The organism is Gillisella taibaishanensis (assembly GCF_001938985.1).
Taxonomy (GTDB): domain Bacteria; phylum Pseudomonadota; class Alphaproteobacteria; order Rhizobiales; family Rhizobiaceae; genus Allorhizobium; species Allorhizobium taibaishanense.
Window position 1 is genome coordinate 1 of sequence record NZ_MKIN01000015.1, and the last position, 22,164, is coordinate 22,164.

16 protein-coding genes and 1 riboswitch are annotated in these 22,164 nt (G+C 59.3%); of the genes, 13 read left to right on the top strand and 3 right to left on the bottom strand.

Going from position 1 to position 22,164, the window contains the following annotated elements:
* Positions 1 to 289 precede the first annotated feature (289 nt).
* Positions 290 to 503, top strand: a riboswitch (cobalamin riboswitch).
* A gap of 53 nt (positions 504 to 556) precedes the next feature.
* From BJF91_RS00570 to BJF91_RS00595, 6 genes are all read left to right on the top strand, one after another.
* Positions 557 to 1,210, top strand: a complete 654-nt coding sequence (locus BJF91_RS00570; protein ID WP_075612550.1) for an energy-coupling factor ABC transporter permease — start codon at positions 557 to 559, stop codon at positions 1,208 to 1,210.
* A gap of 186 nt (positions 1,211 to 1,396) precedes the next feature.
* Positions 1,397 to 2,347 (top strand): phosphoribosylaminoimidazolesuccinocarboxamide synthase, encoded by a 951-nt coding sequence (locus BJF91_RS00575; protein ID WP_075612551.1) that lies wholly within the window; start codon positions 1,397 to 1,399, stop codon positions 2,345 to 2,347.
* A gap of 119 nt (positions 2,348 to 2,466) precedes the next feature.
* Positions 2,467 to 3,021 carry a TetR/AcrR family transcriptional regulator gene (locus BJF91_RS00580; RefSeq protein WP_075612637.1) on the top strand — a complete coding sequence of 185 codons (555 nt, stop codon included), beginning with the start codon at positions 2,467 to 2,469 and terminating at the stop codon, positions 3,019 to 3,021.
* A gap of 174 nt (positions 3,022 to 3,195) precedes the next feature.
* A complete protein-coding gene (locus BJF91_RS00585; RefSeq protein ID WP_075612552.1) occupies positions 3,196 to 4,413 on the top strand; it encodes an efflux RND transporter periplasmic adaptor subunit in 1,218 nt (405 codons plus the stop codon).
* A gap of 44 nt (positions 4,414 to 4,457) precedes the next feature.
* On the top strand, positions 4,458 to 7,592 hold the full coding sequence (locus BJF91_RS00590) for an efflux RND transporter permease subunit (protein WP_075612553.1): 3,135 nt from the start codon (positions 4,458 to 4,460) through the stop codon (positions 7,590 to 7,592).
* Between the two features lie 111 nt (positions 7,593 to 7,703).
* The gene (locus BJF91_RS00595; protein WP_075612554.1) at positions 7,704 to 9,152 is read left to right on the top strand and encodes an efflux transporter outer membrane subunit; all 1,449 of its coding nucleotides are present in this window, start codon (positions 7,704 to 7,706) and stop codon (positions 9,150 to 9,152) included.
* A gap of 416 nt (positions 9,153 to 9,568) precedes the next feature.
* Here BJF91_RS00595 and efp read toward each other — a convergent pair whose 3' ends face one another.
* A complete protein-coding gene (efp, locus tag BJF91_RS00600) occupies positions 9,569 to 10,138 on the bottom strand; it encodes an elongation factor P (RefSeq protein ID WP_075612555.1) in 570 nt (189 codons plus the stop codon).
* Between the two features lie 158 nt (positions 10,139 to 10,296).
* On the opposite strand from efp, the gene epmA reads away from it, so the two are divergent.
* From epmA to BJF91_RS00635, 7 genes are all read left to right on the top strand, one after another.
* Positions 10,297 to 11,370: an EF-P lysine aminoacylase EpmA gene (epmA, locus tag BJF91_RS00605; protein ID WP_075612556.1), complete on the top strand. Its 1,074-nt coding sequence runs from the start codon at positions 10,297 to 10,299 to the stop codon at positions 11,368 to 11,370.
* Complete coding sequence (locus BJF91_RS00610) at positions 11,367 to 12,407, top strand: lysine-2,3-aminomutase-like protein (RefSeq protein WP_075612638.1); 1,041 nt, start codon at positions 11,367 to 11,369, stop codon at positions 12,405 to 12,407. The genes epmA and BJF91_RS00610 overlap by 4 nt, the downstream gene beginning before the upstream one ends.
* Before the next feature lie 237 nt (positions 12,408 to 12,644).
* Complete coding sequence (locus BJF91_RS00615; protein WP_075612557.1) at positions 12,645 to 12,896, top strand: acyl carrier protein; 252 nt, start codon at positions 12,645 to 12,647, stop codon at positions 12,894 to 12,896.
* Positions 12,896 to 14,116 (top strand): acyl-CoA dehydrogenase family protein, encoded by a 1,221-nt coding sequence (locus BJF91_RS00620; RefSeq protein ID WP_075612558.1) that lies wholly within the window; start codon positions 12,896 to 12,898, stop codon positions 14,114 to 14,116. Before BJF91_RS00615 ends, BJF91_RS00620 begins: the two co-directional genes overlap by 1 nt.
* 3 nt (positions 14,117 to 14,119) lie before the next feature.
* Positions 14,120 to 15,028 carry an amino acid--[acyl-carrier-protein] ligase gene (locus tag BJF91_RS00625; protein WP_075612559.1) on the top strand — a complete coding sequence of 303 codons (909 nt, stop codon included), beginning with the start codon at positions 14,120 to 14,122 and terminating at the stop codon, positions 15,026 to 15,028.
* A 10-nt stretch (positions 15,029 to 15,038) separates the two neighbouring features.
* On the top strand, positions 15,039 to 16,010 hold the full coding sequence (locus BJF91_RS00630) for a DUF1839 family protein (RefSeq protein ID WP_075612639.1): 972 nt from the start codon (positions 15,039 to 15,041) through the stop codon (positions 16,008 to 16,010).
* A gap of 95 nt (positions 16,011 to 16,105) precedes the next feature.
* Positions 16,106 to 18,553, top strand: coding sequence for a glycoside hydrolase family 2 protein (locus BJF91_RS00635; RefSeq protein WP_075612560.1), 2,448 nt, complete (start codon positions 16,106 to 16,108; stop codon positions 18,551 to 18,553).
* A gap of 44 nt (positions 18,554 to 18,597) precedes the next feature.
* On the opposite strand, the gene BJF91_RS00640 is transcribed toward BJF91_RS00635, so the two are convergent.
* A complete protein-coding gene (locus BJF91_RS00640; protein ID WP_075612561.1) occupies positions 18,598 to 20,460 on the bottom strand; it encodes an alpha/beta fold hydrolase in 1,863 nt (620 codons plus the stop codon).
* Between the two features lie 130 nt (positions 20,461 to 20,590).
* Entirely contained in the window at positions 20,591 to 22,114 is a 1,524-nt protein-coding gene (locus BJF91_RS00645; protein ID WP_075612562.1) for an oligosaccharide flippase family protein, read from the bottom strand.
* Positions 22,115 to 22,164: the final 50 nt, after the last annotated feature.

Sequence of the window (22,164 nt, forward strand, 5' to 3'; positions counted from 1 at the left end):
GCCGCTAGCAGCGCCGCCGCCCTCGTCTTCTGGAGCCGGGTTCTAAGCCCACACCCTCATCATGTCAAACCCATTTTTGCGCCGAGAATCATTTTTCGAATAAGAGACTGAAAACAAACCATAATCAAACGGATTTTTCACTGGCTCGTCGTTTTCCCAGGATCTTTACAGGCTGGAAAGGCTGGCGAAGGCGTGACCACCCTCCCCCTCAGCGCCACTGGGTGCGGCAAAACGGTGGAGATGCGCTGTTGGAACCGGCTATTATATGGACGACCCTCGTTTTTTCTCGCTAAAGTAGGGCCGCATTGGTTCTGCAAGCGCGAGAAACGCGAGCAGATGAAAAGGGAATACGGTGAGGACGACCCCAGCGGGACCGAGACCGTAGCTGCCCCCGCAACTGTGAACGGTGAGCAATGTCCATCATGCCATTGGCCTAGGCGCCGATAAGGCGGACAAAGCTTCGACCCGTGAGCCAGGAGACCTGCCAGTGTTCACGCCGTAAATGCGGCTCCCACGGATTCCCGCGCGGAGGGCGCGGATAAAAGGACATTATCTCATGCATATAGAAGTCGGTATTATCGATCCGGCGCGGGTGGCGCTTGCCAACGCCGCCGCCCTATCGCTCATTGCCACTCAACTGCCATCTCTTATCCGGCACCCCCTGGTGTTGCCAAAGGCGGTACTGGCGGCAGTGGCCTTCTCGGCCATGATGCAGATCTGGCATCTGCCGGTCGGCCCATCGGAGCTGCACCTGATTGGCGCGACCACAATCTATCTCCTGTTCGGCTTTACGCCTGCTATGCTGGGGTTCGCCTTAGGCCTGGTGCTGCAGGCTTTCTTGTTTGAGCCGGGCGATATCCTTCATCTTGGCGTCAACGCGCTCTCTTTGATGCTGCCAATGCTGGTCGTCCATCTAACGTTTGGGAGAAGGCTGTTTTCGACCATCATCAATGAGCGGCTCAATCTGGCACGCGTCCTTCGGCTAGACGCTACCTATTATATGGGCGTGTCTATGATGGTCGGCTTCTGGCTATCGATCTCGAATGACGGTCTGGCCTTCTCCGATTGGGCTCGGTGGGTATTGGCCTATGCGCCGGTCTTTCTTGTGGAGGCCTGCATTACCTATGGTGTGGTGCTTGGCATCAAGCGGCTCGGGGCGCAAAGGCTCACGGGGCGCCTTACGGAGGTGCATCGTTTGACCTTTGCCTGAGTTCGGCGCAGGTTAAGATCCAGGGAAAAGCGCACGTGCGATAAGCCGCGCGCTTTTTTCTTTGAAAATCCTGCCCCGATGGGGTAGCGCGTCAGGGTGCATCATGAAGTGTCGATCCTGCCGGAACGGTATGATCGGTCTGGGACATGCCAGTGACGTAAGCAGTGACATAAAAGGGGCCGAGCCATGCGAATTTTGACAGAAGCTGTTTTTCCAGAGCTTCCCAATTATTATCGCGGCAAGGTCAGGGAAAACTACGACCTACCAGACGGCCGCCGCATCATCATCTCGACCGATCGGCTGAGTGCCTTCGACCGCATTCTCGCCTGCATTCCCTTCAAGGGTGAGGTTCTCACCCAGACTGCCCGTTACTGGTTCGAACAGACTGCCGATATCTGCCCAAATCACGTAATCGCTTATCCGGACCCCGCCATCGTTGTCGGCAAGCGACTGTCGATCCTGCCTGTTGAGATCGTCGTCCGCGGCTATCTCGCCGGCACGACCGGCACGTCGATCCTCACTCTCTATAAGAAGGGCGAGCGCAGCATGTATGGCATGACCCTGCCCGACGGCATGCGCGACAATGAAAAACTGCCGCAGGCGATCATCACCCCGACCAGCAAGGAGTTCGATGGGGGCCATGACGAGCCTCTGACGCCTGCTGACATTATAGAAAAGGGCTTGCTGACGCCGGAGCAATGGCAGCAACTCTCGCACTATGCGCTGGCTCTTTTCGCCCGAGGACAGCAGAAGGCTGCAGAGCGTGGCCTGATCCTGGTCGATACGAAATATGAATTCGGCACCGACGAAAACGGCACGATTATTCTCGCCGACGAAATCCATACGCCGGACAGCAGCCGATACTGGATTGCCGATAGCTACGAAGAGGCCTTTGCTGCGGGCACGCGCCCGGCAAGTTTCGACAAGGATTTCGTCCGTGCCTGGGTGGCCGAGCGCTGCGACCCTTATAAGGACGCTATTCCAGAGATCCCGCAGGATCTCGTGGAGGCAACGTCCAAAGTATATATCCAGGCCTATGAAGCCATCACCGGCCGAACTTTCGAAGCAGACCTGTCCGGCGAAACACCGCTCGATCGCGTCAGGAGCAATCTTTTTTCCTATCTCGAGCGGCGCTGACGACCATGGCGGCGTCCAAACCAATCGGAAAATCATCGGGAAGCAATGGCAGCAAGAGGCTGACATGTCGCCCGCGCCGGTCGCGGCGGCCCGCTGTCGAAACCCGCCAAGAGATCTTGATGGCCGCGGAAGCGTTGTTTCGTCAGCGCGGCTATCAGCAGGTGGCAATGGCGGATATCGCCGAAGAACTGGAAATGTCTCCGGCCAACGTGTTCAAGCACTTTCACTCGAAGACTGCATTGGTCGACGCAATCGCCGCCATGCATCTCGAGCAGATGATGGTGGGACTGGCCGATCTGGAACTGTTTTCCTGTCCTCAGGAAAAACTTCAGCAAATGGCCGCGCATCTACTGAAGCGGCTGTTTCAGGATTTTCGCGACAACCCGCATCTCTTCGAGATGATTGTCTTCAGCACCGATCTCGAGCTTGTCGCCCGCGACCTCTACCGGGATAGAGTTTGCACGATCATCGAAGGTATAATCCGCGAAGGTGTGGCAAGCGGCATCTTCTTCGTACGCGACCCGGAATACACCGCATCCGTCGTCGCGACAGCGATGGAAGGGGTTATAAATCCGCTGTCGGTAACCCGCGAAAAGCCTGAAATTCTGCAGGGCCGTTGCCGCGACCTCATCGGTCTCGTCACGACCGCACTGCAAAATCCGCTTGCAAAGTGACGTTTGTTAACCTACGTCACGTCAGTCGTTTTTTTAAACCACTCTGGTTTTTTGCGCCCCATTGCCCAGAAAACTCCGATATAAAGGTTGTGGTATAAAATTTTAGCATCTTGTGATTAACCCGTTCTACGGGGATCGTGAGATCACGTGTACCTCCGAAATTGGGATCAGCGCATGGCCGGACATTTGAAACTGTCATCCATTCTTCTTGTCGCAGCGATTGCGCTTGCCGGATGCAGCGATGATGGAAAGAAGCAGGCGGGCGCACCCGGTGGTGCCGGCGGGGCAAAGCCCCCAAGCCCGGTTAGCGTTCTCGCGATAAAGAAAAGTTCTGCTCCGCTGACGACGGTTCTGTCGGGTCGTGCCGAAGCATTCCAGTCTGCCGACATCCGTCCGCGGGTCGGCGGCATCATCAAGGACATTGCCTTCAAGGAAGGCAACTTCGTCAAGGCCGGTGACCTGCTATACAAGATAGATGAGGACACCTACAGAGCCGCCGTGGACGAGGCCAAGGCAACCCTCGAGAAATCCGAGGCAAGCGTGCCTGCGGCCCAGGCCAATCTGCAGCGCTACGAGCGGCTGGCCAATACCGGCGCTTCACAAAAAGAATTTGAAGACGCACAGACCACTTTGCTGCAGGCCAAGGCCGCCGTTTCTGAATCGCGCGCTGCCCTGCAGACGGCGCAGATCAACCTCGACCTGACAGAGGTCAAGGCACCGTTCGATGGCGTGACTTCCGCTACCAACTACTCCATCGGTAACGTCGTGACCGCAAGCCAGACCGAATCGTTGATGACGCTGCGCAAGATCAACCCGATCTATATCACCTTGAACGAGTCGAGCGTGAACCTGCTGCGTTTGCGCACGGCCATTGCCGATGGCAACCGCAAACGCGGAAGCGACGCCGACACGACGGATATTCGCCTGACAATGGAAGACGGCACGGAATATACGCATGTCGGCAAAATCGACATGTCGGAAATGGCCGTCAGCACCACGACCGGGACGGTTTCGATCCGGACCCTTTTCGAGAACCCCGACAACCTTATCTTGCCGGGCATGTATGTCCGCGCAACGATCACCGTCGGCGAGGAAGAGGGTTATCTCATTCCGCAGCGGGCCGCGAGCCGCAACGCCAACGGCGACCTGACCGCAAAATTCGTCAATGCGGACAGCAAGGTGGAGACGCGCACCTTCCGCAGCAGCAAGCTGTCCGGAAATAGCTGGCTGGTCAACGACGGCGTGAAGGACGGCGACCAGTTGATCCTCGACGGCTTCCAGTGGATCACCGACAACGCCACGGTCAAGCCCGTCCCGTCGGAAGTGGATTCCAAGGGTTTCGTGGTCACGCCAACACCTGCAAAGACTGCACCGGACGCTCCGAAATCATGATGTCAAAGCACATCTACGGAAACATCGTGATCAGAGGTTAAGTCATGGCAAGATTCTTCATACGGCGTCCGATCTTTGCCTGGGTGATCGCGATCGTGATCATGCTCGGCGGCGGCCTGGCCATTACCAGCCTGTCGATCTCGCAATATCCAGAAATCGCTCCGCCTTCAGTGCGCATCAGCGCCACCTATACCGGCGCCAGCGCCGATACGGTCAAGAAGACGGTTACCCAGATCATCGAGGACGGTATGACCGGTCTCGACGGCCTGACTTATATGACCTCCTCATCCACATCGGGCTCATCCTCGATCTCGCTGACGTTCGACAACAGCGTCAATTCCGATATCGCACAGGTGCAGGTTCAGAACAAACTGCAGCTGGTGACCTCGCAATTGCCGCAGGTCGTGCAGAATCTCGGCATCCAGGTCACGAAATCCACCTCCAGTATCCTTCTGGTCGGCGCCCTCGTGTCGACGGATGGCACGCGCACCTCGGCCGATCTCGGCGATATCTTCTCGACCCAGATCGAAGACCAGGTGAAGCGCATTGAAGGCGTAGGCAATATCAACGCCTTCGGTTCAGCTTTCGCCATGCGCGTCTGGCTCGACCCGTTCAAGCTGCAGAAATTTCAGCTGACTCCAGCTGATGTCACATCAGCGATCGAAGCGCAGAACACCCAGGTTTCCGTTGGTTCGGTCGGCGGACTGCCGTCCGTGGAAGGCCAAGAGCTTAACGTCACCATGACGGCTCAGAGCCAGCTCACGACGGTTCCGGATTTCGAGCGCATCATTTTGAAAGTCGACACCAGCGGCGCTGCAGTGCGACTTAGCGATGTTGCCCGTGTCGAAATTGGCCAGGAAAGCTATACATCGAGTTCGCGTTCCAATCGCCAGGCCGCGTCCGGCTTCGCTGTCAATCTGGCGACCGGCGCCAATGCGCTTGATACGGCCGCCCGCGTCAAGGGGAAGCTCGCTCAGATCGCGCCTGCGCTCCCAAAGAATGTCAGCATCATCTATCCCTATGACACGACACCCTTCGTATCGCTATCGATCGAAAAGGTCGTGCACACGCTGATCGAGGCGATCGTACTGGTCTTCTTCGTACTGTTGATCTTCCTGCAAAATCTAAGGGCGACCTTCATCCCAATGATCGCCGTGCCCGTGGTTCTGCTCGGCACATTCGGGATATTGGCGCTCACAGGCTATTCGATCAATACGCTGACCATGTTCGCCATGGTGCTTGCGATCGGTCTGCTCGTCGACGATGCTATCGTGGTTGTCGAAAACGTCGAACGCATCATGACGGACGAAGGCTTGCCGCCGCTGGAGGCGACAGAAAAGTCCATGGGCGAAATTACCGGCGCCATCGTCGGCATCGCTCTCGTGCTGACCGCCGTTTTCATCCCAATGGCGTTTTTCGGCGGATCAACCGGCATCATCTATCGGCAGTTTTCGGTCACCATCGTCTCGGCCATGCTCCTGTCAGCGGTGGTCGCCATCGTGCTGACCCCGGCGCTTTGCGCTACGATGCTGAAGCCTGTTGACAAGGACCACAAGAAGAAGACTGGCCCTGGCGCTTGGTTCAACCGCAATTTCGACCGCACGACCAATGGCTATGTATGGTCGGTCACAAACCTGCTGAAGCGTCCACTGCGCGTTCTGGTGATTTTTGCGATCCTGGTCGGCGGCTGCGCCTGGCTGTTCCTGCGCTTGCCCTCCTCCTTCCTGCCACAGGAAGACCAGGGCGTGCTGATGACGATCATCCAGCTGCCAAACGGTGCGACGGCTGCCCAAACCGCCAAAGTGATCAACAAGGTAGAGGATTACTACCTCGACAAGGAAACAAACGTCATCGACTCGGTCTTTGCGGTCAATGGCTTCAGCTTTAACGGCTCAGGCCAGAACTACGGTCTCGTCTTCGCCAAGCTGAAGGATTTCGACCTGCGCAAGGAGCCCAAGATGGCGGCGGGCGCGATCGTCCAGCGCGCGATGGGCTATTTCTTCACCATTCGTGAAGCACAGGTTTTCCCGATTCTACCGCCAGCCATTCAAGGCATGGGCAATTCCAGCGGCTTCTCGATGTATCTGGTCGATAGTGGCAATCACGGATCGCAAGCCCTGTCGATTGCCGCAAAGCAGTTGCTGGCCCAGGCCAATAGCACCGGCATCGTCACCGCCATGCGTCCAAACGACCGCGATGAGGAAAGCCAGGTCAAACTCGTGCTCGACCAGGAAAAGCTGAGTGCGATGGGCGTCGGCATTGCAGACGCCAATTCGATGCTGACGACGATATTCGCCGGCAGCCGGGTGAACGACTTCACGCTGAACAATAAGATTAAAAAGGTCTACGTTCAGGCAGATGCGCCCTATCGCATGCAGGCCGAAGACATCAAGTACTGGAATGCCCGCAATTCCAACAATGAAATGGTGCCCTTCTCCTCCTTCACCGAGGCGAAATGGGTGAACGGGCTTCCGTCGATTTCGGCCTTCAATGCCGTTACCGCGTTTTCGATGGAAGGCTCATCGGCGCCGGGCATCAGCTCGGGCGCAGCGATGGACGAGGTCGAACGGCTGGTTTCGCAGATGGATGGCGGATATAGCGTGGCCTGGCAGGGCATCTCCTACCAGGAGCGGCTCTCCGGTTCGCAAGCCCCGCTGCTTTATGCCCTGTCTGTGTTGATCGTCTTCCTCTGCCTGTCGGCGCTCTATGAAAGCTGGTCGATCCCCTTCTCGGTGATCATGGCCGTGCCGATCGGCGTGCTTGGCGCTGTAGCGGCGGCCAATCTTCTGGGCCAGGCAAACGACGTCTATTTCAAGGTTGGCCTGCTCACAACAATCGGTCTGGCAGCCAAAAATGCCATCCTGATTGTCGAATTCGCCAAGGAGCGCCAGGAACATGGCTTAAGCCTTCTTGAAGCGACCTTGGAAGCGGCAAAGCTGCGTCTGCGGCCGATTGTCATGACGTCGCTTGCCTTCATTCTTGGCGTCGTACCGCTTGCAATTGCCACCGGCGCTGGTTCGGCCGCCCAGAATGCCATCGGTATCGGCGTTCTCGGTGGTATGCTTTCTGCAACACTGCTCGGAATTTTCTTCGTACCGTCCTTCTTTGTCATTGTCAGACGGGCTTCAAACCGTGCAAAAGCGAAAGAAGAGCTATTACTTGAGCAGCAGAATCGATAGGTTAAAAAATAATTGCCGTGCTCTGCAAAGAGCGCGGCATTTTCGGGATTGTGGCGGTCGCGACCATCTTTTGGTCGGCGCGCCTTCGGACAGGAAACAGGGATAGAATAGATGGTCTCCGTACGCTTAGCTGCGCCCCTTGCAATGCTGTTTCTTTCGGGTTGCGTGTTCGGGCCCGAGCACAGCCCACCACAAACGGCGCTTCCTGCGAAATTCAACGAAGGCGGCACCAAGTCTGACCAGGATGTGACGAGCGTTCAGTGGTGGACAGCCTTTAATGACACTCGGCTGAACAAGCTGATCAACATGGGCATCAACCAGAACCTCGACATTCTGCAGGCACTGGAGCGCATCGAACAGGCCCGCGCCTCGGTTGTCACCTCGGCAGCCGGCGGCCTTCCAAGCCTGACGGGCACTGCCAGCGAGACCGGCAGCCAGACCAACGGCGGCTTCAATTCGCAGCCGCGCAGCTGGGATTCGAAGGGCGAACTATCAGCTTCCTGGCTGCTCGACCTCTGGGGCGAATACCGCCGTGCCAAGCAGAGCGCCAAGGCCTCGCTTGATTCAGCCTTTGCCAGTGTCGACACTGCTCGCCTGACCTACCTCTCGGACCTGGCGACCGCCTATATCGACGCACGTTATTACCAGGCCCGTATTGCTATCGCCAACGAAGCCGTCCGGTCGCGCCGCGAAACGCTGTCGCTCACCAAGCTTCAGCTTGAAGCCGGTGCGGCCTCGCGTCTCGATGTCGTTCAGTCCGAAGGTCTGGTGAATTCGACGCTCGCCGACATCCCCGGCTTCGAAGCCAGCTTCTACAGCAACGCCTATCACATCTCGACGCTGCTCGGCATGCCGGCCTCGACGCTGATCAACGACCTGAAAAAGAGCGCGCCGCAGCCGGTCGCCCGCCACAAGGTCATCTCGGGCATTCCGGCAGACCTGATCCGCAATCGTCCGGACATCCGGGCTGCGGAGCGGAACCTGGCGTCTGCCGTCTATGATATTGGCAATGCACAGGCCAAGCTCCTGCCTTCGATCACGCTGAGCGGCTCGATTTCTCCGTCCTACGTCCATTCCAGCAGCCATGGCACTTCAAATACATGGTCCTTCGGCCCTTCGCTGAACCTGCCAATTTTCGATGGTGGCACCCTGCGCGCCAACGTCAAGAATGCGCAGTCGGTGGCTCGTGAGAAGTATCTGCTGTGGAAGCAGACCGTGCTGAACGGCGTCGAAGACGTTGAAAGCGCACTCGCCGCCTATAACCGCGACGCCCGTGCCGTTGCCGCCAACCGCGCCTATGTGAAGTCCTATAAGGAAGCACTCGAACTTTCGACCGCATCCTACAAGGACGGCGCTTCCTCGCTGCTCGACGTTCTCGATGCACAGCGCTCGCTGACCGACGCGCAGGCAAGCCTCGCAACGTCGATCCAGCAGATGGCAAACGACTATGTGACGTTGAACGTCGCGATCGGCGGCGGCTATAACTTCAATGGCACCGCCCAGCAGGTCGAAGCCAAGGTCAAGCCGGCCGACATCCCGCCGAGCCTCGCCAAGAAGTAAGTCCTACTCCTTCTATTAAAAAAGCCCGGTGATTTCGATATCGCCGGGCTTTTTTGTTTGGTCCGCCAGACGGGAAGAACAAGGCATCCTACTCGTCATTCATTTCGTCCGTCCCAGCCCCGATTGTCCGAGATGGCCGCATTGCTTTGTTCACCTTGTTTGAACAAAGCGAACTCGCGGTTTGAACAAAGCGAACTCGCGCCAAACAAACAAAAAAGGCCCAGGTTCCCGGAACCGCCTGAGAAAGTTGGATCTCCAACATCTCGGCTTGTTCAGGGAACCTGGGCCTTATTACTTTCACAGTACCGGCCGAAAAGCGGGAACCGGTTTTGCGATATGGTCGACACCAAAACAGCAATTCAGAGCATCATGCGGATTTTTAATTCGGCACGCTGTTCTCAGTGAGACGGACCGGATCAGTCCTTGGCACGCTCGACATAGGAATTGTCTTCGGTAGCAATCACCACGCGGGTACCGGCATTGATATGCGGCGGCACCAGGGTGCGGATACCATTGGACAGAATGGCCGGCTTGTAGGACGAGGACGCAGTCTGGCCCTTGACGACCGGCTCCGTCTCGGTGATCTCAAGCGTGACGTGACGTGGCAGTTCGATGGACAGTGCCACACCTTCATGCATGGCGATGATGCAGGTCATGCCTTCCTGAAGATAGGACTTCTGATCGCCCATCGTATCGACGTCGACGACGATCTGGTCGTAGTTTTCAGGGTTCATGAAGTGGAAGCCTTCACCGTCCTCGTAGAGGAACTGATGATTGACGTCTTCCACGAAAGCGCGCTCGACCTGCTCGGTCGTGCGCCAGCGCTCCGACACCTTCACGCCGTCGACGATGCGGCGCATGTCGATCTGGGTAACAGGCGTGCCCTTGCCGGGATGGAAGTTCTGCGCGGTGAGAACGACATAAAGCTTGCCGTCGACTTCGAGAACATTGCCCTTGCGGACCGAAGAGGCGATGACCTTGACCATTCGGAATTCCTTGTATCTCTCAAACACACGTCGTAAAGGACGGCCGGCGGCCTTTTGACATGCTGTGGCTTTTCATGGGGCGCACCTAACCCAAATTTGCCCAAATAGCCAGCCCGTGTTGCAGCGGAATCGCCGCAACAGCCGAAAGAAGAGACGGAATGACAGGAAAGACCGAACAGCGCCTCTCCGCCTCTCCCTGGTGGACGCCAAGGGTGCATGCCGATCGCCGCCCCTTCCTGATCGGCCGCAACGCCATCCAGGCAGCGCTTCGGCTCTATTTCAGCCGCCACGACTTCCTCGAAGTCGACACGGCTGCCTTGCAGGTTTCCCCCGGCAACGAGGCGCATCTGCACGCCTTCGCCACGACGGCCATTGGCAATGACGGCCAGCCCTTTCCGCTTTACCTGCACACCTCGCCGGAATTCGCCTGTAAGAAACTGCTGGCCGCCGGCGAGCCGAGGCTTGCCTGTTTTGCCCATGTCTATCGCAACCGCGAGCGCGGGCCGCTGCATCACCCCGAATTCACCATGCTCGAATGGTATCGTGCGGGTGAGGATTACGAGCGACTGATGGAGGATTGTGCAGCCCTTCTCGCGCTCGCTGCCGAAACGGCAGGTACAAGACAGTTCGCCTTCAACGGTGGGGTCTGCGATCCCTTCGCGCCGTTCGAACGGCTGAGCGTCGCCGATGCCTTCGAGCGCCATGCCGGCATCGACCTTCTGGGCAGCACATCCGCCAATGGCGAGACCGACCGCGACCATCTGGCCGCCGAACTGCGCCGGACCGGGATCCGCGTTGCCGATGACGACACCTGGGCCGATCTGTTCAGCCGGGTGATCGTCGAAAAAGTCGAGCTCCATCTTGGCTTCGAGCGCCCCACCATCCTCGATCGCTATCCGGTCGCCGAAGCCGCGCTCGCCCGGCCTGCCGTAGATGATCCGCGCGTTGCCGAACGCTTCGAGCTTTACGCCTGCGGCGTTGAACTCGCCAATGGCTTTGGCGAACTCACCGATCCGCAGGAGCAGCGCCGCCGCTTTCTGATGGAGATGGCTGAAAAGCAGCGCGTCTATGGCGAGACCTACCCGCTGGACGAGGATTTTTTGGCAGCGCTTGAAATCATGCCTCAAGCCTCAGGCATCGCGCTCGGCTTCGACCGCCTGGTTCTGCTCGCCACTGGTGCTCAGCGCATCGATCAGGTTCTGTGGACGCCGGTGGCGGAGCCGAACTCGTGAGTGCCTCCGGCAAAACGCTGAAGAGTGTGGCCGAGTTGATCGAGACCGGCCTTGTCGCACCCAACGCCGTCGCTGATCTCGAAGCCGTCGCCCAGCGCTATGCCATCGCCATCACCCCTGCCATGCAGGTGCTGATCGACCACGACGATCCCAATGACCCCATCGCCGCCCAATTCGTGCCGACAGCGGAGGAACTGGTGCAGCGGCCCGAAGAGCGGGCCGATCCGATCGGTGATCACGCCCATAGCCCCGTCGAGGGCATTGTCCACCGCTACCCGGACCGCGTGCTGCTGAAGGCCGTGCATAGCTGCCCGGTCTATTGCCGCTTCTGCTTCCGCCGCGAAATGGTCGGCCCTGACGGCGACGGCACTCTGGCTGGCGAAGCGCTCGAAGCGGCACTTGCCTATATCAACGACAATTCCGAAATCTGGGAAGTGATCTTCACCGGCGGCGACCCACTGGTTCTGTCGCCTCGCCGGTTCCGCTCGATACTGGAACGCCTGGCCACGATGGAACACGTCAGGATCGTCAGGTTCCACACACGGGTGCCGGTTGCCGACCCGGCACGGGTAACGGCGGAACTGGTCGACGCCCTGCAAGCCAGCGGCAAGACGACCTATGTCGCCATTCACGCCAACCATCCGCGCGAATTGACTGGAGATGCCAGGGCAGCGATCGACCGATTGCATGCGGCCGGCATCGCGCTGGTGAGCCAGACGGTGCTGCTGAAGGGCGTCAACGACGATGCCGCTATCCTTGCCGAGTTGATGCGGACCTTTGTCGAGTTGCGCATCCGGCCTTACTACCTGCATCACCCGGATCTTGCACCGGGCACCGGCCACTTCAGGCTGAGCATTACAGAGGGACAGGCCATCGCCGCGGCCCTGCACGGCCGGCTTTCCGGTCTCTGTCAGCCGACCTACGTACTGGATATCCCAGGCGGCCATGGCAAGGCACCGATTGCAGCCGCAATGATCGAGCGTGATGGCGACAGGCATCGCGTTACCGACTTCAAAGGCCACATCCACGCTTATTGAGACTAAAGCCGGTTACATCCTGCCTTGGATTGCAACAGCGGTATTAAGACCAAAAAAGGCCGGTTGCCGCACACGAGACCTCGAAGCGAGGCCTCACTAAACTATTGAATTTCCGTCGCCACTGTCAGAATCTCATACAGAACCAGTAGAATTCAAAGAATGATATTAGCCTAATCTTACGATTTCTGGTTTACTCCAAGGCTCCGAAACAAGCACATTTCCTGTGAGGGGGTTGAGATGAACGAGACCATTCGGACCATTCTAGGCAAAGTGGGCGGTCTGCCCGTCGATGCGGCGGGAATTGCTGCCGATGCCGACCTTTACGCTCTTGGATTGTCGTCTTTCGCATCGGTACAGCTGATGCTGGGCATCGAGGAAGCCTTCGATCTCGAATTTCCCGATCATCTCCTCAATCGTAAATCCTTTGCCAGCATCGAGGCCATCGAACGCACGGTGCGCCAGATCCTGGAGGATCGGAAGGTCGCCTGATGACCCTCACGGCCACCCAGACCCGAGAAACCACGCAGCCGACCGAAAACCGGCGCGTTGAGCCAGAAGATTTCGCAGCCCGCGCCGCCAGGGTTGCCGCTATCGCAGCCCAACATGCCGACGATGTCGACCGTGCCGGCCGTTTTCCGCGCGAGGCCGTCGATGCCCTGAAGGTCGAGCGGCTGCTCGGAATGCAGATCCCGGTCGAATTCGGTGGTGAAGGTGCCGGCTTTGCGGCCATCGCCGAGATTTGCACCACACTTAGCCAGGCCTGCGCGTCGAGCGCGATGATCTTTGCCATGCATCACATCAAGTGCTCGAGCCTTGTCGAACATGCCGAGGGCAATGCCTGGCAGCGCGACTTCATGGCCAGGGTCGCGAGCGAACAATTGCTGCTCGGCTCGGCCACGACGGAAGGCGGTATTGGCGGCAATCTGCGCAATTCGATCTGCGCTATCGAAGTCGACGGCGATATCTGCCGACTGGAAAAAGACGCCACTGTCATTTCCTATGGGTCGCAAGCCGATGCCATCCTGATCACGTCGCGCGCCCACAAGGACGCCGCTCCCTCCGATCAGGTGATGACTGTTTTCCTCAAGGGCCAATACAGCCTGGAAAAGACCGTGGACTGGGATACGCTGGGCATGCGCGGCACCCGCTCCGACGGTTTTCTCTTCAAGGGTCAGGCGCCGACCACCCAGATCCTGCCAAAGCCTTTTGCTGAAATTGCCGCCCAGTCGATGCTGGCTGCCTCCCATATCCTGTGGAGCGGTGTCTGGTACGGTATCGCCGTCGATGCCGTGGCCCGCGCGCAGAGTTTCGTGCGCGCCGCTGCTCGCAAGAGCCAGGGTCAGATGCCGCCCGGCGCCCTACGTCTGGCGGAAACCGCCAATCAGCTGCAACTGGTCCGCTCCAACGTGGTGGCGGCACTGAAAGCCTATGAGGATGCCAAGCATGATGGCGACAAGCTGTCTTCCTTTGGCTTCTCGGTAACGATGAACAATGTCAAACTCGCCTCCTCAGAGACGATCATCGACATCATCAACCAGGCTATGCTGATCTGCGGCATCATGGGCTACAAGAATGGCACGCCCTACAGCCTCGGCCGCCACCTGCGCGACGCGCATTCGGCCCGGCTGATGATTTCCAACGACCGCATTCTCGGCAACACCTCGACGATGTTGCTGGTTCACAAACTCGATACACGGCTGCTGGGGTAGACCATGGACACGCAAACCAATTTTCTCGACCGGCTGTTCGATGCCGGCCTGCTGATCGATACCGGCGTCGAAGGTCTTTATGGCCGCAGCGGCCAGTTCGAAGAGGTTATTGCTTCCTTCGAACGGCTGATCGACCGGGTCGGTGGTGGCGATGGCGCCGAAGCCCTGCGCTTTCCGCCGGGCATGAACCGCGCCTATTTCGAAACCAGCGGCTATATGAAGAGCTTCCCGCAGCTGGCCGGCACCGTTCACAGTTTCTGTGGCAACGAGCTTGACCATGTCAGCCTGCTGAAATGCATGGATGCCGACGAAGACTGGACCAAGGAGCAGAGGGCAACCGATATCGTTCTGACGCCGGCAGCCTGCTACCCGCTCTATCCGACGGTTGCCAAGCGCGGCCCGATTGCCAATTCCGGCGCCCTGTTCGACCTGCAATCCTATTGCTTCCGCCATGAACCTTCGACCGATCCTGCCCGCCAGCAGCTGTTTCGCATGCGCGAATATGTCTGCATGGGCACGGAAAAGCATGTCACCGATTTCCGCCAGAGCTGGATGGATCGCGGTTTGAAGATGATGGAAGAGGTCGGTCTTCCCGTCGAAATCGACATTGCCAATGATCCGTTCTTCGGCCGCGCCGGCAAGATGCTGGCCAACAATCAGCGCGACCAGAACCTGAAATTCGAACTGCTGATCCCGATCACCTCCGTCGCCAAGCCTACGGCGTGCATGAGCTTCAACTATCATCAGGATGCGTTTGGCACCAAATGGGGCCTGAACCTCGAAGACGGCTCCGTGGCGCACACGGCCTGCGTCGGTTTTGGCCTGGAGCGCATCGCGCTGGCGCTGTTCCACCACCACGGCCTCGACGTGAAGGCCTGGCCGGAAAAGGTGCGCAAGGCGCTCTGGGGCTGATCGTCAGGTGATGACCGTACAAAGCGTTCTGCCGCTCGATCCGTCGGCCTACACGCCGCATGCCCTGCATGCAGCGGAACGGATGTGGCCGGAAACCAATTGCTATGTCGATCTGTGGATCGAAGTGCTCTCGGCGCTCGGCATAGCACCCGAAGCCATGCTTGGTTTTACCCTGACCCAGGATTTCGAGGGCGACCAGTTCACCTTCTTCAAGGTGCCGCTGGAGGATCTGGAAGCGCTCTACGGGATCAAGGTCACGGAACTGGCGATCTTCGACAGCGTCGAAGCCCATATCCGTGAGCAGATTGCCCGCGGCCGCCTCTGCCTTGTGGAAATGGACAGTTTCTACATGCCCGACACCCGTGGCGTCGGCTATCGCCAAGAGCATGGCAAGACCACCGTCGGCATCAACAGCCTCGATCTCGAAAACCGCCGGATGGACTATTTCCACAATGGCGGCTTCTTTTCGCTCGACGGTGCGGATTTCGACGGGCTGTTCCAGCACAACGCGCCTGACGGCTGGCCGCCCTTCCTGCCCTATACCGAGTTTGCGAAGTTCCCGGCTGAGCGGGTAGAAGATAACCATCTGCGCGGCACGGCCGAGCGGCTGCTGCGCTTCCATTTTGCCCGCCGCCCGAGCGAAAATCCGTTCGCGGGATTTGCCAACGTGTTTCCGCAGCAGGTGGAGGCGGTGGCGGAGCGGGATTTCAGCTACTTCCACAAATACGCCTTCAACACGCTTCGCCAGTTCGGAGCGAATTTCGAGCTCCTCGCCAGCCATCTCCTGTGGCTTGGCGGCGATAAACGCTTTGGCGACGAGATCGCCCAGGCACTGCGCCTGTCGGAACTGGCGAAGACCGTGCAGTTCCAACTGGCCCGCGCCGTCACACGCAAGAAATTCGAGCCGTTGAAAACCGCGATCGATCCCGCTATCGACGCTTGGGACAGGCTGATGGCGGGGCTTTCGTCAAAGATTGAATAGAGTTTGTCAGGGAAAAGTGGTTACCGGTTTTCCCGAAAAGACAAACGGCAATCAAGCAATCGACGACCAGCACCGTCGGAAGGAGCCAAGGGCCGATGATCACCTATCTCGATGCCGATATCCGCCCGCTCGAAGCCGGCTGGACCTTGCTGGTGACGGAACCAGACACCTATGACAGCCCGAAAAGCCTGCATCGCGCCAGCGCCCGCATTCACGCCCCCGTTCCCGGCACCACAGCAGAAGCGCTGACCAAGGCCGGGCTGTTCGATCCGGAAAAGCCGACACCATTGCATGGCAAGGATGTCTGGTATCTGCGTCCCCTGACCGGCGAAAAGCCGGGACCCGCCGTGATCAGGTTCGAAGGACTGGCAACCGTCGCCGAGGTGTATCTCAACGATACGCTGATCCTGAGCTCCGACAGCATGTTCGAAAGCCATGACGTGGCCGTGAACCTTGATGGCACGGAACAGTTGACGATCTGCTTTCGCGCCCTTCAGCCCCATCTGGACAAACGGGGTCCCCGCGCACGCTGGCGGCCGCAGATGATGACCTCGCAGGGCCTGCGGCTGGTGCGGACGACGCCACTGGGCCACATGCCCGGCTGGTGCCCCGACATCCATGCCGTCGGTCCCTACCGGCCCATCAGCCTGATCCGCCCTGGTGCGGTCGCCATTGCAGATCTTCGTCTGCGCGCCGATCTCGAGGAGGACGGCACCGGCCTTTTGGACATTGCCTTTAGCCTCGGCACCGTCGTTTCCCAAGTTACTCTCAGCTGCGCTGGTCAAAGCCTCGACCTCACACCGGGCGCAGACGGCCGGGTGAAGGGCCGCCTCACCATTCCAGGCGTGGCGCCATGGTGGCCACGCACCCATGGAAAACCTGTTCTGCACGACGTGCGCCTGACGCTGGATGGGAAATCCTATTCGCTCGGCCTCACCGGCTTTCGCCGCATCCGCATCAATACTGGCACCGATGGCCGGGATTTCTCGGTTATCGTCAACGGCACGCCGATTTTCTGCCGGGGTGCCGTCTGGACCAATGCCGACATCGTCAGCCTGCCCGGCTCGGCCGAGGATTACGCGCCCTGGCTGACGCTTGCGGCCAATGCGGGCATGAACATGATCCGCATCGGCGGCACCATGACCTATGAAAGCGCCGATTTCTTCAGGCTCTGCGACCGGCTGGGGCTGATGGTCTGGCAGGATGTAATCCTCGCCAATTTCGACTACCCGGCCAGCGACGAGGCCTTTACCAACCATCTCAGCCGCGAAATCGAGCAATTCCTGACAGCCAATCAGGCCTCGCCATCGCTCGCCATCCTCTGCGGCGGCAGTGAGGTCTATCAGCAGGGTGCCATGCTGGGCTTGGCCGAGACCGCCTGGAAAGGTCCGCTGTTCACCAGCCTCCTGCCCGAACTCTGCGCCCGCTTTGCACCTACCCTGCCCTATGTCGAGAATTCGCCGATGGGCGGTGCGATGCCCTTTGCGCCGAATACCGGTGTCACCCATTACTATGGCGTCGGCGCCTATTGCCGGCCGCTCGAAGATGCACGCCGCGCAGGCGTCCGCTTTGCGGCCGAGTGCTTGGCCTTTGCCCATGTGCCGCAACAGTCGGTGCTGGACAAGCATCTGACCGTGCCGCCGGTCCATGACCCGCGCTGGAAAGCCCGCGTGCCACGCGACCGGGGCGCTTCCTGGGATTTCGAGGATATCCGCGACCACTACCTCGCCCTCCTCTACGATCTCGACCCCGCCCGGCTGCGCCGCGAGGACCCAACCCGTTACCTGCACCTGTCGCGGGCGGTGACGTGCGAAGTTCTGGAAGAAACTTTTGCCGAATGGCGTCGTCCCGGCTCATCCTGCCATGGCGCGCTGGTCTGGACCTTTCAGGACCTCGCTGTTGGCCCTGGCTGGGGGCTGGTCGATGCGACGGGAGAGCCAAAACCGGTCTGGTATGCTGCACGCCGCGCCTTCAACCCGATCCGCGTCGCCATGACCGATGAGGGCACCAACGGGCTCGACATCCATCTCTGCAATGATAGCGCGGACGAGCGAACCCTGACCCTCGACCTCAGCTGTCTGCGCGACGGCAAAACGCCGGTTGTGGCAGCGCAGCGCGCGGTCGCCCTTGCGGGCAGCTCACACACCAGCCTGCAAGCCACGGACCTGTTCGGCGCCTTCTTCGACACCACCTATGCCTTCCGCTTCGGCCCGCCCGCCCATGACGTGACGGTAGCAACGTTGAGCGATCCGCAAACCGGGGAGGTTGTCAGCCAGGCCTTTTATTTCCCCCAGGGCCGCGCCAGGGCTATGCAAGATGCGGACATCAGGGTCGCCGTCGCGCAAGGCGACAAGGGCTGGTATCTGGAGCTTGAAGCCGATCGGCTGGCGCAATCGGTGCATATTGCGCTGGATGAGGGCCGCGCCACCGATGATTTCTTCCATCTGGCGCCCGGCTTTCCCAGGCAAATCCGCTTGCTCACGTCGAGCAAGCCCGGCGGCGAGGTGCTGACGGCCTCATCATCCAGACGCTTCCGCTTCTGATCGGCCCAAAGACCCGGTTCATGCAATCTGAAGACTTCTTAGCGTTACTCTTTTGAGGTTCCCCGGAAGATCGAACGCGCGGCCGCGACCGAGCGCACCAGATTGCAAATTTCCTCGAAATAGCGCTGCTGGGCAGCGGGTGGCGAGAAATTGTGATCGGTCTCCGGGAGAATATCCATCGTCACATTAGGGTAGTGCGCCAGCTTTGCGCCATCAGAGCCGAAATGCTGATAGACGTGATCAAGCCCAACATCGTGCTCGCTATAAAGCAGGACCAGCGGCGTCTTGCGCTTGGCAAGCCCGGTAAAAGCGACGCGGACCGCCCGGCGTTCAAGCCGCGCTTCGCGGCTGAAGGCATGGCTGAGGCCAAGCCGGTTGAGAGCCCGACGAGCACCAACGATTGCGAAATTACGCACGGCATTTTTCACGTCGACATCACCGCGCATCATCCGCCGCAGGGTCTGCACCTGGAATAACCGGTGCGTATAGGTGTCAAGCGAACGTGGCACAACGGCAAGGCTGTCCTCCACCTTCCGTCTCGGATCCCAATAGAACACGAAGGGATTGGCAAGGCAGGCACCGGCAATCCGGTGGTCCTTGATCAGGCAGGAAAAGGCGAGATAGCCGCCGCTGCACCGCCCGGCTGCAACGCAAGGCAGCAGCATCCGCTCTTCAAGCACGGCAAGGGCCGCCTCGACATCGTCATATTGGGTTTCGGCATAGAGAACCTGGTCCGGCAGATCAGGAACCGGAGGACTGTCGCCGACATTGGCCACGTCGAAGCGCAGCGAGGCAATGCCTTCGCCCGCCAGGCGCCGCGCCATCTCTACTCCGGAACGGCCCCATCCGGAGCTGCGGTCATAGGCCGTGTTAAGCAGCAATACACTTGCCCCCAACCGTATTCCCGCAGGCTCGCAGAGGATGCCATAAAGCCGCTTGCCACGACCGAACCGCAGGGCAGTCTCGCGGAAGCCGGCTTGTTCGAGCACGGCCTCATCCCGCTCGCGGTTGTCCGCGTCTTCGCCCGGCACTAGCCGCACCTGTTCGCCAAGGGCTGCTGCACGGCGTACAATCCAGCTGATGACGTTTTCCGCCGCCGCCATAGGCATCCGCGCCATGGCGGGATTGCCGACCAGCGCGTCATAACCATGATAATCGATCATCTCGACGCGGGCGCCTTTCGCCTCGATCTGCTCGGCCATCTGCCTGTCGCCGGGTCGGTCGACCCTGTTGACGAAGAGATGCGGAATCGAGCGATGCGGCTGCACGGACGCGAAATCGGTTTTCTTCAGCGCCGCAGCCTTGGCCTCCGGCAGGACATGACCAGCGATGGCGGTAACGCCGCTTGGCCGCAAATGCTCGGCAAGGCCGAGACCGTCATCGATCACCCGCGCCCAAAACTGCAATTCCCTGAGATAAGCGCGACCAGACGCGACAGGCGCCATTGCGACCAGACCCACGAGATCTTCGATTTCGGCCGCGAGGCTGACACCCAGCGAAGCGCCAAGCCCATGCCCCAGCAAAATCACCGGTAGGCCGCCGGTTTTTTGACGAAGCACGTCCACCGCCGTTTTGATCGTCTCCTGCCAGGGCGACAGGTCTTGCTCATAGCTTGTCGTGTCCAGCGCATCGCCGGTACCGGGATAGTCAAAGCGCAGGCTGGCAATGCCTTCGCAGGCTAGTTCCTCTGCAATAATTCGGAAAAGCTTATGGGTGCACATTTCCTCAAAGCCCCAAGGCTGAAGAAACAGCACCGAACACTTGCGCACCGCCGTCGGCTTTGGCCCCTCGGCTGGCTGGAAAAGCCCGAAGGTGCCGGCAAAGCTGACCGGCTGGGCCACGGCGCGCTGGCGCGACTTAAGTCGCTCGCCAGACACGGGGCCTATCCGCTCGGTTATCGCTTCCATCCACCTTCCCTTTCCTGCCTCTCGGCCTTTCCCAGATGGCGCTTCCATAAATCTCGGATCCGTCGTTGGCCTCGAGATAATTATCCGGCATTCACGTTAACCACAGGCACTAGCGCACCCTGCCGCTTCGCTAGTCCGCTTCCTTCGGTATTCCCGTTAACATCAGCAACACGGCATCAAGCGGTGCGGCAAGCCAGCTTGGCAGCCGGGCAATGAACCCTTCCATCACCTTGACATCCGCCTTCGGCACCGCCCGCAACACGCGCAGCGCCAACCCGTAAACACCGGCTGCGCCAACAATTGCCAACGCCAGACCGGGAATGCCGGGTACCACCTCCTGCACGGCCAAGGCCGCCAGGGCACAACAACCCGACGCCAGCAGCACTTTCAACAGGCTGCGTCCCAATGGCGCCAGCGAACCTTCGAACCGCATCCAGCGCAGCATCGCCAGACTCATAGCCGTAAATACGATAATTCGCACAAAAGCCGCACCCTCGCCGCCGTAAGCAGGAACGAGCAATACATCCCCAGCCAGCATGATCAAGGCCCCGCCCAGCCCTACGAACAGACGCTCCCGAATTTTGTCGATAGCAAACAAATATTGTGTCGCAACCTGACATGCAACGGCAACCGGCACAGACAGGGCAAGCAGCGTCAACATGGAGGCGCTGGGCGCAAAAGCATCCCCGAACACCAGCGTCACAAGCCGATGGGAAATCACCGCCAGGCCAAGGCTCATCGGCAGGGTGAAATAGGCAAGACTGCGCACGACGCTTTCGAACATCTCGACTGGAAGCCGCTTGCCGGGGGCGCGATGCAGATGTTCCGCATAATACGGCACGAGACTGCCCGACAGCTGGATGGGCACCTGCAAGGCAAGATTGGTCAGCGAGAATGCGACCGCGTAGTAGCCAACGGTTTCGATCCCGTGGTAGCGCTGCAGGAAGAACAGCTCGATCCGGTTGAGAAAGATCGAGTCGATCATGAATTCAAGCGAGAGTAAGAAAGAGGAGTTGACGAGATAGCGGAAGCCGATGCCGCAGGTCTTCACCTTGTGGCGCAACAGCGCCACCGCGAACATGAATTGTGAGATATAGGCCAGCACATAGCCAAACAGCGCACCGGGCACGCCGAAGAGCAAGGTGCCAGCGACAACCCCAATCAGCTGCAACAAGCCGGCGGTCAACGTCATCCGGAAGAAGATATCGACCCGCTGCTCGCCGATCAGATAATTCTTAGCAAACATGCCGATAGCCTGGGTGGCAAACAGCATGGCCGTCACCACAAGCACGGTCGGCGCCGTTTCTGCCCAATGTTTGGCTTCGGCCACCCAGAAAAACAGGAAATAGAAGGTCAAAAACAGCGCTGTCGAGCCGATCACCGGCCATAGCAGATAGGCTGCAAAGCCCTTGCGATCGCGCTCGTCGAAGCCCTGTCCTTTCAGCTGCGGCAAGAGACGCAACAGCAGCACGCCGGTGCCGAGCTCCGCGACCAGTGCCGCGGTCGATGCGAGCCAGATTGAAAAGGCGATGATACCATTGGCTTCAGGGCCAAGCATGCGGGCGGTGAAGATAGAGCACAGGAAACCCGTCGCCAACAGGGTAAGCCCTGCAGCCGCATTGAAGGCGGAATTTGCGACGATTCCATTGCTCATTGATCAGTCATACCCTTTATACTCACTCTGTTCCCGGCACCTGCCGTGGC